The organism is Vogesella sp. (assembly GCF_046297735.1).
Lineage (GTDB): Bacteria > Pseudomonadota > Gammaproteobacteria > Burkholderiales > Chromobacteriaceae > Vogesella > Vogesella urethralis.
In genome coordinates this window covers 112,125-127,246 of record NZ_JBKBHK010000007.1, presented here as the reverse complement: position 1 = coordinate 127,246, position 15,122 = coordinate 112,125, and the positions used below count along the sequence as shown (strand labels likewise).

Genomic DNA, 15,122 nt, shown 5'->3' with positions numbered 1-15,122 from the left:
AGAACGAAGATGGCTGCCAGATTAGGTGAACCTGATTTTTTTATAAATATTACCTATGCAAAACAGTACATTACTTATACATATTTGTTGCAATTGTCGCACGCAAAGTCACTAAGCATGCCAATGGTCTGAAATGGCATGTGCTGATGCAATGCGCTTTGCTGTCGGGGGGCCTTACAGTGCCGGAATCATCAGCAGGGAGCGCACCAGGTCTTGCTGGCGGCTCTCCCCGGTTTTGGCCAGTACTTGGCGCAGCTGGCTGCGCACGGTGTTCACCGATACACAGTTGGCCGCAGCGTAATCATCCAGCGTGCAGCCAGAGGCTAGCGCGTGCGCCAGCCGCGCTTCGGCCGGGCTGAGGTCGAACAGCTCGCGCAGCTGGCTGGCTGGTGCTACCCGCAGTTGGCGGCTGTCGTTGAGGATCAACAGGTAGCGGGTATATGTGCTTTCCCAACTGGCATCGGGCAGCCACAGCAAGCTACGGCTTAGTGGCAACAGCAGGCAGTACAGGGTGCCGTCGGTCTGCTGCTGGCGGTAGCTGACGGCGTGGCCGCCAAGCCGGCATTGCTGCAGCAGGCTGTATAGCCTGCCATGACGTTGCAGCCCCCTGGCTTGTATTTCGCCGCCCAGCTGCGCCAGCAGCTGCTCGGCTCGGCGGTTGGCATAGCATAGCTCGCCATCATCACCCAAGCCGGCCACGCCGTATTGCAGGTGATCCAGTGCGTGCATGCCAATGGCGGCTTGTTCGCGCAGGGTGGCAGTTTGTTCGCGCAATTGCAGCAGCTGTACGAAGTGCGGCAGCAACAGGCGGATGATCGCCATTTTGTCGTTATCTATTGGCTTGCGACCCAGAAAGTGGTGGAAAGCCAGGTGAGCATTCTGTCGCGAGGTGCGCATGATGCAACCACCACCGACATAGCGGCCACCGTGCGGCAGTAACCATTCCTGGAAAAAGGCATTACCCGAGACAAATTGGTCATCGAAGTAGTCGGCACATCGGTAGCTCTCGCCTACCGGTTTGTCTTTCAGCAGGATCTTGCGCGGGTCCAGTGTGGAATAGTGTTCGCCATAGCTCTGTGCCGCCGGCAGGAAGGCATCGTTGGTATACACCTGAAACAGCGTCTGGCGCTGGTCGTGGCTGTTTACCATCAGGTGGATCAGGTCGACATCCAGCAGATGCTCCAGTCGACGCAGTGCCAGCGGCAGGGCGGTCGGGCTGGCGACGCTGGCGTAGATTTCGGCAATCAGTGGAGACAGCTGTTCAACTGCAAAATGGCTCATGGCTGCGGCAGGCGTAGACAATACACCTCATATTAGGCCATTTGCATTTCATTTGTAATTCAATATGTCAAATTGAATACGATTTGTATAGATTGCCGCCACTAACTCAGAAACAAGGCCGTGCCGCACACACTGCAGCAGTGCAGCTGTTTGCCGGTATGGTGTTCTCTTCGATGCTGGTGCGAGCAATGGCAGCGGTAGCAATGCACCAGCCCGTCGCGCACCGCCCCCGGGTAGCGCCAGGCGTAGCTGCTACGGTCCGGCACCTGCTGCGCGTTGCGTTGACAAAGGCAGCGCACGCTGTACAGCACCAGCAGCAGCAGTAGCAGGCAAGGTACAGAAAACAGCAGCAGCAAAGACGCCAGGCTCATCGTGCGGGCCTCGCCAAAAACAGCAAACTGGGCATGTCACAGGCTCATTCTGGTTGAGAGCCATGATGCTATAAGGCTGTTTCTGGCACGACATCATCCATTTTGATGATTGTGCACTGCAAGGCTGGCGGGCTGCCCTGACTAAGCTATCCCGTGCTGCTGCAGGAAGCCGCACACCCCGGCCAGCACCGCCTGCGGCAGCTCGCGGTGCGGTACGTGGCCGCAGTGGTCCAGCAACAGCAGCTGCGACGGCCCGGCCACCTCGGCCGCGATACGGCGCGGGAAGGCGTGCGAACCGAACTCGTCCTGGTCGCCGTGTATCGCCAGCACCGGGCAGCGCACCCACGCCAGCCAAGGCGACAGCGACCAGTCGTCAAACAGCGGCAGCAGCCAGGTTTCCGTCCATGCATCCAACACCCAGCGCGCCCGTTCGCCGTGCCAGCGCGTCAGCCGTGCAAACTGCGCCGCCTCGGCAAAGCCGGCCTTGGCCGCCACAATGCCCTCGCGCGTGCGCGGCTCCACAAACGCCTGCGCCGATTCCGACACCACTGCCACACAGCCTGCCGCCTGCGCCGCGTGCGTCAGCGCCATGCCGCCGCCCACGCTGTGGCCAAACAGCACGTAGCGCGTCAGCCCCAGCGCGGCCAACAGCGCCGGCAGCAGCGTGTTTGCTTCCTGCTCGATGAAGTCCGGCTGCGCCGGCGCCAGGCGCGGGCTGGACTGGCCATAACCCAGCCGGTCGTAGGCGATGACGTCGCGCCCGCTGGCCGCCGCCAGCTGCGCCGGAAAATCCCGCCACAGCGCCACGCAGCCCAGCGAATCGTGCAGCAGCACAATCGGCGCCAGCGTGCTGCCGGCGACCGGCCAGTGGCGGACAAAAACCTGGCCGTCGGCCAGCGCAATCAGGCGATCGATAGGTGTCATGCGGTAGGGGTGTGATGGGGAACGCGACGCGGCATGGTAGCAGCTTGCCCTGCGGCCAACGTTGGCCGCAGGCCTGGTTTACGATGCCGGGCGCTGCTTGAAGAAGGTGATCGGCGCGGTGGCGGGGATCTCGCTGGGGGGCGGCGACTTCAGCACGTGCTTTTTCATCTTGCCCATCACGTGCATTTCGCACGGGCGGCATTCGAATTTCAGCGTGTAGGTTTCATCGCCCGATTTCAGCACCATCGGGTCGGCGCGTACCTGGCCCATCACGCCTTTGACACCCTTGGCTTGCTTGGGGCACAGGTTGTACGAGAAGCGCAGGCAGTGCTTGGTGATCATCAGCGATACTTCGCCTTCTTCCTGATGCGCTTCGTAGGCCGGCTCGATGACTTCCACGCCGTGCTGTTTGTAGAAGTCCCACGCCAGCGCGTTGTACACGTTGGCCAGGTAGCTGAGGCTGGTTTCCGGGAAGCGCGGCTTGGGCTGGGCCTCGGCCTTGCGCGGCGGGCGTACCCAGGCGGCCAGACGGGCGGCTTCCAGTTGCGCTACCGCGTCGCGGCGCAGGCCGTTGATGACCGAGGCCGGCACGAACCACGGCTGTGCCAGCTGCAGCGCCACGTCGTGGGCGTAGAACAGGGTGTTGCCCAGTTTGGCTACGGCGTCGCGCAGGCTGCTTTCGGCGCGGGCGGCGTCCTTGGCCGGCTCCAGTGCCAGCTCGGCCGTCGCGGTGGCGCTACAGCCGTCGGCGTCGGTCAGCGTCAGTGTCAGGCCGTCTGCGGTGTCGGCCAGCGTGGCCCATACGCCGATGCGGCGCTCGGCGGATTTCTTCAGCAGCGCCAGTTCCCAGGCGTGGTCGCGGTTGCGGCTGATGTCGGTGCCGGGCTTCAGGCCGGTAAGCGTAGCCGGGTCGTTGGGTACGCAGCGCCACAGCTTGTCGCCGCCCGGCACGTGGCCGATCTGCTTGACGGTGTTGAGCTGCATGCCCACCACGTCGCGCTTTTTCATGAAGTTGATGCCGTCGCCGTTGCTCATCTGCTCGGCGGTGGCGATGTCCACCCAGCCGTCGCCTACCTGGTGCACGGTGCCCAGCTGTACGCCCACGAACTTGGGCGAGTCAAACGCGCCGATGTCCTGCTTGCGGCCGGTGGCAAAGTAGTCGGTGGCGCCACGGTGGAAGGTTTTGTCCGGGTCGGGCGTGAAGAAGATTTCGCTGTTGCCGCTGGCGGCCGGGGCCAGCTCGGGGCGGCGCTCGAAGATTTCGTCCAGCAGCAGGCGGTAGTGGGCGGTGATGTTCTTCACGTAGCTCACGTCCTTGTAGCGGCCTTCGATCTTCAGCGAGCGTACGCCGGCGTCCAGCAGCGCTTCCAGGTTGGCGCTCTGGTTGTTGTCTTTCATCGACAGCAGGTGCTTGTCGAAGGCCACTACGCCGCCTTTTTCGTCGGTCAGCGTGTACGGCAGGCGACAGGCCTGCGAGCAGTCGCCACGGTTGGCGCTGCGGCCGGTGTCGGCGTGGCTGATGTAGCACTGGCCGGAAAACGCCACACACAGTGCGCCGTGGATGAAGTATTCGATGGCGGCCGGGTCGGCGCCTTCGGCCACCACTTGCGAGATCTTGGCGATCTGCGGAATGGTCAGCTCGCGCGCCAGCACGATCTGGCTGAAGCCGGCGTCGGACAGGAAGCGGGCTTTTTCCGGGGTGCGGATGTCGCACTGGGTGGACGCGTGCAGCTGGATCGGCGGCAGGTCCATCTGCAGGATGCCCATATCCTGCACGATCAGCGCGTCTACGCCGGCGTCGTACAGTTGCCAGATCAGCGTGCGGGCGGCGTCCAGCTCGGCGTCGTGCAGGATGGTGTTCAGCGTGGTGAAGATGCGCGCGTGGTAGCGGTGGGCAAACTGCACCAGCTCGGCGATCTCGGCCACGCTGTTACAGGCGTTGTGCCGCGCGCCAAAGCTGGGGCCGCCGATGTACACGGCGTCGGCGCCGTGCAGGATGGCTTCGCGGCCGATGTCGATGTTTTTGGCGGGCGAGAGCAGCTCGACCTGGTGCGGCAACAGACTCATCTGGTACTTCCTGCGGTGGGTGGTGTGGCAAGGGGCGGAAGTATAGCGGAATCAGTCACTTGCGCAAATGCACTCAGGCCTGCTGCAAGCGGGCGGCCAGCGTGTCCACCAGCTCGGCCCAATCGGCGTCGTCGTCCAGCGCCTGTTTGAGGAAGGCGGCCTGGGCGGCGTTCCAGAACGGCGCGTCCTCGATGGCGGTGTCGGCTGGCAACGGGTGGCTGGCGATGAAGGCGCGGATGTCGGCCGGGCTGTCCGGCAGGCCCAGCTGGGCAAACAGGGTGCACAGGGTGTGAAGGCTGGTATCCATGAGCAATACTCCGGTGAGTGAAATGCCAGCATACATGTTTGCAGGCCGGAACTGTGGCCGGTAGCCGCACTCTTATAAATGGCTGCAGGTGCAGCTTTTGACAAACAGGAGACAGCAATGCGCAAGGTTTGGATTGTGCTGGCAGCCAGTGCCGGCTTGGTGGCGTGTAGTGCCGAGCAGGCCAGCAAGTTGCAGCAGCAGGCGTCGGCGGCTATCGGCACCGCGCATCAGGTAGTGCAGGACAGCAGCGCGCCGCTGGGCGAGCTGAAACAGCAGGCTAGTGCGGCGATGGGTAGTGCCGGCAAGCTGAAAGAACAAGCCAGCGCTGCGCTAGGCGTAGCGCAGCGTGTGGGCGCGGCGGCGGCCATCCTGAACCCGGAGCTGGGCCAGCAGATCGACGAGGCCAAGCAGCAAGTGGACACCGTGAAACAGGCGGCAGACGCGCTGCAGGGCAAGTAAGCCTGAGCCAGTGGCGTGATGGGGCGCAGGCACTACACCACGTCCGCTACAAGGCGCTACCGCGACTGGCCAAGCTGTTTGACGCCCGGATGCAAAACCACTGCGTGGTACGGAAAAAGCAAACCCGCGTTGCGCTGCAAAGAGCTTTGTCGTCGCGCTTGGCACAAGGCTCCGCATGCGGGTAATGCCAGTCAGTTAACGCTGACTGGCGTTTTTTTGGTTAGGGGTTTGTTGCGCTGAAGTACGCTAGTGTGTCCGCTATGCGGACGATGTTTACATGCCGGTTCTGCCCGTGACCGAGCGAGGCAAGCGCAGCGTCGCGAGGGAATAAGACGGGAAAGGGGGCGGATTGCCGCCCCCTTTTCTATCGCTGAGCGAATCAAAGATTCGCACGCAGACCCCGCAACCCGGGGCTGCTCGAAACCCCGGCTAAAACGGCACGCCCCAGGCGCCGCCGAACGCGCATCGCTGAGCAAATCAAAGATTTGCACGCAGATCGCTAACGGCTCGGGGCTCAAACAAATCGGCGTCTTGCGCGTGCGTATCTTCGATTCGCTCAGCACAACCCTGGGGCGCACCATGTTGACCGGCTCGCGCCAACGGGATGGAGCGCTTTACTCACACCCTCCTGCTTGAAGGCCAAGCATATTCGCGTAACTGAATGGCATTGCCGCATGCGGGGTCTTGCGTCGTGTCAGGGTGCGACAGCTTTGCTGCTGCTGGCATGCTGCGTGGTATCCGGTGGTAGCAGTTGTTGTGCCAGTTGCGCATAGCGCCCGTTCTGTCGCAGTTGTTGCAAGCCACGGTTAAAGGCAGCTAGCCTGGCGGTGGCCTGTGGCCGGCTGCGCGACAGCATGACCCGGAATGACACGGTTTCCAGTGCGGTAGGCAGTATGGTTAGCAAGCGCTGCTCGTCTGCGCTCAGATACTGCCTGCGCAGTTGGCGATACACGCTTTCGGCCAGCGTCATTGCCTGCACACGGCCGGCCAGAATCATGCGCAGGCCGTTTTGCGGGCTTTCTACCCGCAGGTACTCCACTCGTCCCTGGCGCTCCAGCCGAACCAGCTCATGAAAGGTACGCGAACCCAGCGGCAGTGCCAGTGTGACCGATTGCCAGTTGTGGCGTTGTGGCCAGTCCGGCAGGGCCAGGTCGGTACGGTGAATGACCACTTCGCGGTCGCTGAAGATGGGGTCGCTGAATACGGCAAAGTTGTCGCGCAGCGGTGTGCTGCTCCAGACCAGTGAGCCGTCGATATGACCGTTGCGCACCATTTCTTCGGCTCGGCGCCATGGGTAGAAGTCGTAGCGCACGCGAATGCCTGCCAGTGAGGCAGCCTCGCTGACAACTGCCGACGCAAAACCGTACCGTGGCAGGCTGGCCGACTGGTACGGCGGCCACTCTCCGTTGGCCAGCTGCCACTGCGTGTGGGCTGCGGCGTGCTCGCCAGCGAGCACGCAACACAGTGAAAGCACGATCGATTTCATATTGTCCGACAATTTTGGCCAAGCGGCAGTATAAGCAGGTTTTATCTAGCCGGTGCCAGTATTGCGCACATAATCTGCCAATAAAAAGCGGTAGCTAGATAGCTACCGCTCTTTCTATTGATATAAATTATCGAAATACTAGTATTCGCGGTCGGGTACCAGCACGGTGCGGTTGCCGTTGCTTTCCATGGCCGACACGATGCCGGCCGCTTCCATGTCCTCGATCAGCCGCGCGGCGCGGTTGTAGCCGATACGCAGCTGGCGCTGCACCGACGAAATGGACGCCTTGCGCGTTTTCAGCACGATGGCCACCGCCTCGTCGTACAGCGGGTCGGCTTCGCTGCCGGCTGCCGCGCGGCCCTTGGCGTCGGCCTGGTCATCGTCGGCCACCGATTCGCCGGTAAGCAGGCCTTCCACGTAGTCCGGCTCGCCCCACTGCTTCAGGTCTTCCACGATGGCGTGCACTTCCTCGTCGGTCACGAACGCCCCGTGCACGCGCTGCGGGTAGCCGGTGCCCGGCGGCAGGAACAGCATGTCGCCCTGCCCCAGCAGGCTTTCGGCGCCCATCTGGTCGAGGATGGTGCGGCTGTCGATCTTGCTCGATACCTGGAACGCGATGCGGGTGGGGATGTTGGCCTTGATCAGGCCGGTAATCACGTCCACCGACGGCCGCTGTGTGGCCAGGATCAAATGGATGCCGGCGGCGCGGGCCTTCTGCGCCAGGCGGGCGATCAGCTCCTCGATCTTCTTGCCGGCCACCATCATCAGGTCGGCAAACTCGTCGACCACCACCACGATGAACGGCAGCGTGGACAGCGGCTCCGGCGTTTCCGGCGTCAGGCTGAACGGGTTGACCAAACGTTGGCCGCGCGCCTCGGCGGCGCGGACCTTGTCGTTGTAACCGGCCAGATTGCGCACGCCCAGGTGGCTCATCAGGCGGTAGCGTTTTTCCATTTCGCCCACACACCAGTTCAGCGCGTTGGCGGCCAGCTTCATGTCGGTCACCACCGGCGCCAAGAGGTGCGGGATGTCGTTGTACACCGACAGCTCCAGCATCTTGGGGTCGATCATGATGAAGCGCACTTCGTCCGGCGTGGCCTTGTACAGCATGGACAGGATCATCGCGTTGACGCCCACCGACTTGCCGGAGCCGGTAGTACCGGCCACCAGCAGGTGCGGGGCCTTGGCCAGGTCGGTCACCACCGGCGCGCCGGTGATGTCGTGGCCAAGCGCCAGCGTCAGCTTGGACGCCGACTGCTGGAACACGTCGGCGCCGAAGATTTCCGACAGCCGGATCATCTGCCGCTGCGGGTTGGGCAGCTCCAGCCCCATGCAGGTTTTGCCGGGGATGGTTTCCACCACGCGGATGGACGCCAGGCCCAGCGCCCGCGACAGGTCCTTGGCCAGGTTCACTACCTGGCTGCCGCGCACGCCGACGGCAGGTTCTACTTCGTAACGGGTAATCACCGGGCCGGCGTAGGCGTCCACTACCGCCACTTTCACCTTGAACTCGGCGCATTTTTCTTCGATCAGAATGCCGCGCTCGATCAGGTAGTCCTCGCTCTGCACCGCCTTGTGCACTTCGGGCGGGCGTAGCAGGTCCAGCGACGGCAGGCAGGCGTCGCCGTACACCACCGGGATGTGCGGGCGCGCCGGCGTGGCCAGCGCCAGGCTGGCTTGCGGTTCGGCGGCGCTGCTGGCCCACGGGGCGGTAGCAGCAGCCGGTGTCGCGGTGGCCGGTGCGGCGGGTTCGTCGATCAGCTGCCACACCAGGCCGGGGTTGGCCGCCGCCGGGGCCGCTCTGGGCGGCGGCGGCGCGGTGTCGGGTTCGTCGTCCAGCAGGTGCCAGACGATGTCGCCGCGCTGGATGCCGTGTTCAACGGCCGCGGACGGCACGGCGGTACCGCTGGCAGCGGCGGGGATGGCGGCTGCGGCAGCCGGCGCGGCGGGCGGGTTGGCCGCAACCGTTGCCGTGGTGTCTGCCGTGTGGTCACGCGCAGGGGTGACCGGCTGCTCGGGCGCGGCCACCGTTTGGCGCAGGGTCACGCCCTGCCATACCGGCGCGGCAGCAGGCACTGCCACCGGCTGGCGTAGTTGCTGCCAGCGCGGCGAGGCGGCCAGGCCATGGGGGGCCGCCGGGGCCGGCGCCGGGCTGGTTACCGCTGCCGGGGCTACGTCGGGAGCGGGTGCCGCCGGTTCGGCGCTGTACGGTTCCGGCGCGGCGTCCAGCGTGAAATCGTCGTCCAGCACGAAGTCGTCGGTGGCGGGCGTGTGGTGCTCGGGCCAGGCGGCGGCCAACGTGTCGTCGGCGTCTGCGGGGCCCTGCGTGGCCGGCTGCGCAGCGGCGGCCGGTGTCAGCAGCGCCGGTGGCGCACCGGCGGCACGGGCTTCGGCGGCGTGGCTGGCGCCGCGCCAGTCGGCCTGGATGTCGGCGGGCGGGCGCGGGGTAGCGAGCGGCTGGGCCGGGTGGCTGTCGGCGGCGGGCGCGGCCTGGCGTTGGGCCAGCGCGTCGGCTTTGGCCTGGGCAAAGCTGGATTGCGGGCCAAACAAGGCGGCGGCGGCGCGTTCGCGTTCCTGCTGTGCCAGCGGCGACGGCGGTGGCGGCGTCGGGTGGCTGGCCTTTTTCATCACCGGTGTCGGTTGCAGGATGACCGGTGGCAACGGCGGCGGCGGCGGTGCCTGGCGGCCGCTGTGCAGTTGCTGCACGCTGGCGCGTACTTCGCGCGGGTCGATCAGCGGCAGGTCGCGTACTTGCGGTACCGGCTTGCCGTCGTAGGCGGCGATTTTTTCGCGGCGGGTCAGGTCGCGGCGCAGGTTGCGCTGCACGTCGTCCAGGCCGATGACCGGCAGCTTGGGGGTGCTGCCCTTGTGGCTGGCGGGCGCAGGCTTGGGCTGGCGCTGGTAGCGTGGCAACTCGCGCGGCAGCTTGTCGATGATCTCGGCGCGGGCGGCCGGTTTGGGCTCGGCTGCCCGCGGTGCGGTTGCGGCGGGCGGCTTGGCCGGGTTGGCCGCCGTCGGCGGCACCGTGGGGGGCGCCTCGGCCGGGGCACCCAGCGTGCGGCGCGGCGGACGCGGCGTGATGGCCACGGGGGCGGGTTCGGGCTGGTCGGGGGCGGCCGTCTGGCCGTCATCGTGCTCGGGCGCGTCTTCGTGCAGCACGTGCTTGAGCTTGGTCAGCAGTTTGGAAAACTTCTCCATGGCATCACTCTTCCGCGTTAGCGGGTCTTGTTCCAGCCGGCGATGGCGTCTTTCTTGTTGTCGGCTTGCGGGCCGATGGCGCTGCAGGTGCCTTGCCCGGCGTAGCGGGTGCACTGCACCCAGAAGCGGCGCGAGCCGGCTTTGACCACTTCGGCCGGGGCGCCGCATTTGTTGCAGGGTTTCAGGCTGGTGCTATCGCTCATCTCGGTATTCCGCGCAGTTAATCCACGGATGATACCGCAATTGGCAGCCCCCGGCGCCGCGCTGTCGGGCGCCTGCGCTGCCCGGCAGGCTCAGTCCAGAAAGAATTCCACCGGCAGGGTGACGGTGACGCTGTCGGGGCGGTCGGCCGGCAGGCGCGGCAGCGGCGCGGCGCGCTGTACGGTGTCGAGTGCGGCTTGGTCCAGGCTGGTGTGGCCGCTGCTGTCCAATAGCTGCAGCGCCAGGATCTGGCCGTCGCGGCCAACCTTCAGTTGCAGGTAAACGACGCCTTCGTGGCCCTGGGCGCGGGCGCCGGCCGGGTAGCGGCGAAAGCGTTCCAGCCGCGCCAGCACCTGGGCTTCCCAGCTGCGGCTATTGCCACCGCCGGCCTGGCCGGGCGGCAGCGACGGGCTGGGCGGCGCTGCGGCCACGCTGTCGTGACGGGCGGCGGGGGCGGGGGTAGCCTGCGGCGCGGGGCTGGCCGTGGCATCGGCGGTTGCGGTTGCGGGTGCTGGCTTGGCTACGCTGGTAATGGCTTGCTGGCGGGCGGCGGGCTGCGTGGTGTGCAGCAGCGGCGTGGCTTTGGCCTGACGGATGGGGGCCGGCTGGCGGCGGCTGTCGGGGCGTGCTGCGGTGGCGGTGCGCGTGGCCAGCGGCTGCGGCACGCTGGTCAGCGTCATCACCGGGGCCGGGTTGGCCGCTAGCGTCAGGGTGGGCGGCGCGGGCGGGTGCCACAGCAGGCTGCCGATGACTGCCAGATGCGCCAGCACGCTGAGTGTGGCGGCCACACGGCTGGCTGGCCAGCGCGGTTGCCAGCGCGTGTCGCCGGGGCGTGACGGCTGGCAAAGCAGCCAGCCGGCGACGGCCAATTCCAGCACGGCAGCGGCCAGCAACCAGCCCAGGCCGGGCTGGCGGCTGGCCAGCACCACGAAGCCCAGCGCCATGCCGCTGCAGGCCAGCACCTTGCCGCGCACCGGCACCACGCCGTGTTGCTGCCAGCGCTGCAACGGCGGCCCCAGCTGCGGGTGCGCCAGCAGGCGGGCCGCCCATTGCGGGGAGCTGCGGCCAAAGCAGGCCAGCGCCAGCAACAGGAACACGGTGGTGGGCATTAGCGGCAGCACGGCGCCCAGCACGCCCAGCGCCAGCATCAGGCAGCCGGCGGCCTGCCATGCCCAGCGTGCCGGCGCAGCGGGGCTTACGCGCATCCGTACACCTGGTCCAGATGCTGGTTCATCAGCGTGAACGCGGCCTTGGCGCCGGCGCTGACGCGGGCTTCGGCGTCCGGGTCCAGCGTCAGCGCGTCCAGCGCGCGGGTGAAATCGCGCCAGTGGCGGGCGCGGCCGTCGGGGTGGCCGCCCAGGTGGCGGGCGCCTTTTTCTTCGTTCAGGCCCAGCGCATGCGCCATTTTCAGCAGGATGGCGGCGCCCAACTTGCTGCCTTCCACCACGTACAGCCAGCCCATGGCGGTAGCCACGTCCAGCTGGCTGTCGATGGGGGCGCTGCTGGCCGGCGCCGGCAGCGGGCAGCCCAGGTCGTCCAGGTCGGCGGCGATCAGGTGCTGGCGGCGGCGCTCGGCCAGGTCGGCAAACAGCGCGGCCAGGCCCGGGTTGTCGTACAGCGCGTCGGCGTCACGCAGGAACAGGTACTGCGCCTGCAGGAAGCGGCGGTAGTGGGCGTGGCTGCTGAACGGGCGGTAGGCCATGATGCGCTGGTCCAGCGCGTCGTGGGTGGCGTGGGTGGCGGCTTTCAGGTGTTGGGTGCGGCTGAGCGGGGTGTCGGTAACGTGCATGTCTGGCTTTCTGTTGATCAGGGTTGGCCGCACGTGGCGGCCAGGGGTAACGATGGCTGGCTAGAAGCGCGCGCTGAAGGCGGCGCGGTAGGTGCGACCCGGCGCCGGCATCAGGCTGAGGGTGAGCGGGTCGAGGTAAAAGCGGTTGGTGAGGTTGTCTACTGCCAGCTCCAGCTTGGCGTGGCGCGTCAGCTGGTAGCTGGCAAACAGGTCCACCACGGTGAACGGCCGGGTCAGCACCTGGTTGGCAGTGCCGTTGTAGCTTTCCCAGTCGCGGCCGCTGGCGGCTTGCTCGGCGGTGGGGCCGCTGGTGTACAGCACGCGGGTGCCGGCGCTGAGGGTGTCGTTCAGCCAGCGTCCGCCCAGCGTCAGGTTGGCGCTGAGGCGCGGCGGCACGTGGTTGCGTACGTAGGCGGTGGAAAAACCGGTGGGCGAGCAGTTGCCCAGTGCCGTGTACGGGTAGACGGTGTGGAAGGTGCCGCTGTCTTCGTCGTAGACGTCGTAATGCATGGCGCGGAAGTAGTCGGCGGTCTGGCGGTCGCAGATCTCCACCTGGCGGTGGTAGGTGGCCGACAGTTCGCCGAAGAAACCGCCGTTGTCGTAGCCGGTTTGCAGCTCCAGGCCCTTGATCTGGTAGCGGTCCATATTGGCGATGGTGAAGTTCTGCATGCCGGGCAAGCCCTTGAACGGGCGGCGCGTCAGGTAGCCGTCGCTGCGGTTGTCGAAGTAGGCCAGGCGCGCGCGCAGCTTGTCGCCGGGTGTGAGCCAGTCGTCGCGCAGCAGGCTGACGCCGACTTCACGGTTCTTGCTGCGCTCCGGCGCCAGCGGGTTGAGGTAGGGCGCGGACGAGCCGAGGGTGGACTCCATCAGGCTGGGCATGCGCAGCCCTTCGCTGTAACGGGCGTAGGCGCTGACGCCGCCGCCCAACTGCAGGGTGACGCCGGCCAGCGGCGCGAAGCCGCTGTCCTGGCGGCGGAACGGCGGCGCGTATTCGTAACGGGTGGACAGGATGTCGCTGTACTCGTTGTATTCGTTCACTTCGGTACGGCTGGCTTGCGCCGGCTGGAAGGTGGCCGGTTGCGCGCCCCACAGGTACAGCGAGGTTTGCGCTTGCTGCCGCGGGTCGGTGGCGGCGCTGTATTCGCCGTTGGCGTCCGGCAGCCATTTCAGGTAACCGACGTATTTTTCGTTGTCGCCTTCGCCCTGGTACACGTCGATGGTGCGGTAGCGCTGCTCGGTGTGGTGGGCGGTGGCCTGTACGTTGTGGTCACGGCTGGCAAAGCGGGTGTAGCGGCCGCCCAGCTCCAGGCTCAGCCAGTCGTTGGCTGCCCAGTCCAGCTTGAAGAAGGCGCTGTGTTCGTCGCGCTGGCCGCTGCGCACGGTGCGGTTGTGGTTGATGTCGTCCAGGTCCACCACCATGCCCTTGCCGGGACCAGTGCGCTCGCGTTGCAGCGACACGCCGTAGTCCAGCTTGAAGGCGCCGGCGGCGGTGCGCAGCAGGCTGCTGTTGCTGATGTCGGCGCCGCTGCGGGTGGCGGCGGTCTTGACGCGGTAGCGGGCGTCCAGCCAGGCGGGGTCGTTTTCGTCCCAGCCCGGTTGCGGCTTGCCTTGCTGCGGGTTGCGGAACACGTCGCCGTTCATGGCATCGCCTTGCATGTCGGTATGCCACACATTGGCTTTCAGCCGGATCAGCGGCTGCGCGGCCGGTGCCCACTGGTAGCGGGCGCTGTAGCTGTCCAGTAGCACGTGGCTGCCCGGCCATTGCATGATGTAACCGCTGTCGTTGCGCAGGATCTGCGACGGCATGATCTCGCCGTAGTGGCTGTCGTAACGGCGCCAGGCCAGCTCCAGCGCGCTGTCGTCGTCGGGGCGCAGCGTGCCTTTCAGCAGCAGCGAATCGCTGCGGTTGGCGGTATTGGTCACCTCTTCGCCCGGCCGGTACACGGTGGTCACGCCGGCTTCTACCACCGGGTTGGTGCCGCCGAAGTTCATCCAGTTGTTGTACACGCGCAGCTTGTTGTAGCCGTGCTTGCCGGCAAAGTAGTTGCCCTGCTCGCGGTGGGCGTAGGCGGCCACCAGCTCGTAGTGGTCCTGGCGGGTGGCCAGCGCCACGCTGCCGGCGCCGGCGCGGCCATCCAGCCCCGGCGCGTGCTGGCGCGGCGGGGTCTTGATGCTGGCCTGTGGCGTGGCGGTGTTGCTTTGCAGGCTGCCGCGCAGGCGCACGCCGACGCGCTCGCCGGGCAGCAGCACGTCGGCCGCTTTCAGGGTATCCATCTGCACCAGGCCGCCGACGGCCCCGGCACCCTGGGCCGACAGGCTGGGGCCTTTTTCGATGGTGACGCGGCTGATCAGGTCCGGGTCCAGGTAGCTGCGGTCGGCGGCGCCGGCGTAGCCGCGGTACACGCTGATGGCCTGCTGGCTGCCATCAATCACCACCGGCACCCTGCCCTGCCCTTGCATGCCGCGTACGTTGACATCGACCGCACCGCTGTTGCGGCCGTCGCCCACCTGCACGCCGGGGGTGCCCTTGAACATGTCCGCCACCGAGGTACCGCGGAAGCGCTCGATCTGTTGCTGGTCGATTACCGCGCGCGAGCCGGCCTTGACGTAGGGCTGGTCGGCCAGCGCGATGTCGTCGTCGTGCAGCAGGCCGGCCGCGCGGCTGCCACCGTTGACCTGCAGGGTGGACAAGGCGGCGCTGGATGCCGCCGCTTTCAGCGTGATGGTGCCGTCGCGCAGTTCGGCTTGCAGGCCGCTGCCGGCCAGCAGCCGGCGCAGCGCGTCGCGCGGGGTGAGCTGGCCGCTGATGGCGGGGGCCTGGCGCTGTTGCAGCAGGCTGGCGTCGGCCAGCAATACCAGGCCGGCCTGGCGCGCCAGCTCGTTGAGGGCGCTGCCCAGTGGCTGGGCCGCGATGTGGAAGGCTACCGGCAGGTTGGCCGGTGCGGCCAGCAGCAGCGGCGGGGTGAGCGCCAGGCTGAGCGCCAGCACCAGCGGGCGAAGCGGAACGACGGAAGGACGTGGCATGTCAGGTATGTTTCA

General features: G+C 66.5%; 12 protein-coding genes. 1 reads left to right on the top strand and 11 read right to left on the bottom strand.

What is annotated here, in order from left to right:
* Window positions 1–174: 174 nt before the first annotated feature.
* The 5 genes from ACK4FZ_RS10685 to ACK4FZ_RS10665 all read right to left on the bottom strand — a co-directional run bounded on the left by ACK4FZ_RS10685 (window position 175) and on the right by ACK4FZ_RS10665 (window position 4,950).
* The gene (locus ACK4FZ_RS10685; RefSeq protein WP_409820682.1) at window positions 175–1,281 is read right to left on the bottom strand and encodes a hypothetical protein; all 1,107 of its coding nucleotides are present in this window, start codon (window positions 1,279–1,281) and stop codon (window positions 175–177) included.
* A 101-nt stretch (window positions 1,282–1,382) separates the two neighbouring features.
* The gene (locus ACK4FZ_RS10680) at window positions 1,383–1,652 is read right to left on the bottom strand and encodes a hypothetical protein (protein WP_409820680.1); all 270 of its coding nucleotides are present in this window, start codon (window positions 1,650–1,652) and stop codon (window positions 1,383–1,385) included.
* A 141-nt stretch (window positions 1,653–1,793) separates the two neighbouring features.
* Window positions 1,794–2,576 carry an alpha/beta fold hydrolase gene (locus ACK4FZ_RS10675; protein ID WP_409820677.1) on the bottom strand — a complete coding sequence of 261 codons (783 nt, stop codon included), beginning with the start codon at window positions 2,574–2,576 and terminating at the stop codon, window positions 1,794–1,796.
* 78 nt (window positions 2,577–2,654) lie between these two features.
* Window positions 2,655–4,643 (bottom strand): peptidase U32 family protein, encoded by a 1,989-nt coding sequence (locus tag ACK4FZ_RS10670; RefSeq protein WP_409820675.1) that lies wholly within the window; start codon window positions 4,641–4,643, stop codon window positions 2,655–2,657.
* A 73-nt stretch (window positions 4,644–4,716) separates the two neighbouring features.
* Window positions 4,717–4,950 carry a DUF2789 domain-containing protein gene (locus ACK4FZ_RS10665; RefSeq protein WP_409820673.1) on the bottom strand — a complete coding sequence of 78 codons (234 nt, stop codon included), beginning with the start codon at window positions 4,948–4,950 and terminating at the stop codon, window positions 4,717–4,719.
* A 117-nt stretch (window positions 4,951–5,067) separates the two neighbouring features.
* Here ACK4FZ_RS10665 and ACK4FZ_RS10660 point away from each other — a divergent pair, with 117 nt between their 5' ends.
* Complete coding sequence (locus ACK4FZ_RS10660; protein ID WP_409820671.1) at window positions 5,068–5,409, top strand: hypothetical protein; 342 nt, start codon at window positions 5,068–5,070, stop codon at window positions 5,407–5,409.
* A 694-nt stretch (window positions 5,410–6,103) separates the two neighbouring features.
* On the opposite strand, the gene ACK4FZ_RS10655 is transcribed toward ACK4FZ_RS10660, so the two are convergent.
* The 6 genes from ACK4FZ_RS10655 to ACK4FZ_RS10630 all read right to left on the bottom strand — a co-directional run bounded on the left by ACK4FZ_RS10655 (window position 6,104) and on the right by ACK4FZ_RS10630 (window position 15,107).
* Window positions 6,104–6,883, bottom strand: a complete 780-nt coding sequence (locus ACK4FZ_RS10655; protein ID WP_409820669.1) for a substrate-binding periplasmic protein — start codon at window positions 6,881–6,883, stop codon at window positions 6,104–6,106.
* Between the two features lie 150 nt (window positions 6,884–7,033).
* On the bottom strand, window positions 7,034–10,093 hold the full coding sequence (locus ACK4FZ_RS10650) for a DNA translocase FtsK (RefSeq protein WP_409820666.1): 3,060 nt from the start codon (window positions 10,091–10,093) through the stop codon (window positions 7,034–7,036).
* A 17-nt stretch (window positions 10,094–10,110) separates the two neighbouring features.
* On the bottom strand, window positions 10,111–10,296 hold the full coding sequence (locus ACK4FZ_RS10645; protein WP_144370633.1) for a Lar family restriction alleviation protein: 186 nt from the start codon (window positions 10,294–10,296) through the stop codon (window positions 10,111–10,113).
* A gap of 90 nt (window positions 10,297–10,386) precedes the next feature.
* On the bottom strand, window positions 10,387–11,499 hold the full coding sequence (locus tag ACK4FZ_RS10640) for a TonB family protein (protein ID WP_409820663.1): 1,113 nt from the start codon (window positions 11,497–11,499) through the stop codon (window positions 10,387–10,389).
* On the bottom strand, window positions 11,490–12,083 hold the full coding sequence (locus ACK4FZ_RS10635) for a biliverdin-producing heme oxygenase (RefSeq protein WP_409820661.1): 594 nt from the start codon (window positions 12,081–12,083) through the stop codon (window positions 11,490–11,492). Before ACK4FZ_RS10635 ends, ACK4FZ_RS10640 begins: the two co-directional genes overlap by 10 nt.
* A gap of 60 nt (window positions 12,084–12,143) precedes the next feature.
* Complete coding sequence (locus ACK4FZ_RS10630) at window positions 12,144–15,107, bottom strand: TonB-dependent receptor domain-containing protein (protein ID WP_409820658.1); 2,964 nt, start codon at window positions 15,105–15,107, stop codon at window positions 12,144–12,146.
* Window positions 15,108–15,122 lie beyond the last annotated feature (15 nt).

Bases quoted from the DNA above. Each gene is read 5' to 3' on its own strand.
- ACK4FZ_RS10685 (WP_409820682.1), bottom strand. From the start codon at position 1,281: ATGAGCCATTTTGCAGTTGAACAGCTGTCTCCACTGATTGCCGAAATC.
- ACK4FZ_RS10680 (WP_409820680.1), bottom strand. From the start codon at position 1,652: ATGAGCCTGGCGTCTTTGCTGCTGCTGTTTTCTGTACCTTGCCTGCTA.
- ACK4FZ_RS10675 (WP_409820677.1), bottom strand. From the start codon at position 2,576: ATGACACCTATCGATCGCCTGATTGCGCTGGCCGACGGCCAGGTTTTT.
- ACK4FZ_RS10670 (WP_409820675.1), bottom strand. From the start codon at position 4,643: ATGAGTCTGTTGCCGCACCAGGTCGAGCTGCTCTCGCCCGCCAAAAAC.
- ACK4FZ_RS10665 (WP_409820673.1), bottom strand. From the start codon at position 4,950: ATGGATACCAGCCTTCACACCCTGTGCACCCTGTTTGCCCAGCTGGGC.
- ACK4FZ_RS10660 (WP_409820671.1), top strand. From the start codon at position 5,068: ATGCGCAAGGTTTGGATTGTGCTGGCAGCCAGTGCCGGCTTGGTGGCG.
- ACK4FZ_RS10650 (WP_409820666.1), bottom strand. From the start codon at position 10,093: ATGGAGAAGTTTTCCAAACTGCTGACCAAGCTCAAGCACGTGCTGCAC.
- ACK4FZ_RS10645 (WP_144370633.1), bottom strand. From the start codon at position 10,296: ATGAGCGATAGCACCAGCCTGAAACCCTGCAACAAATGCGGCGCCCCG.
- ACK4FZ_RS10640 (WP_409820663.1), bottom strand. From the start codon at position 11,499: ATGCGCGTAAGCCCCGCTGCGCCGGCACGCTGGGCATGGCAGGCCGCC.
- ACK4FZ_RS10635 (WP_409820661.1), bottom strand. From the start codon at position 12,083: ATGCACGTTACCGACACCCCGCTCAGCCGCACCCAACACCTGAAAGCC.
- ACK4FZ_RS10630 (WP_409820658.1), bottom strand. From the start codon at position 15,107: ATGCCACGTCCTTCCGTCGTTCCGCTTCGCCCGCTGGTGCTGGCGCTC.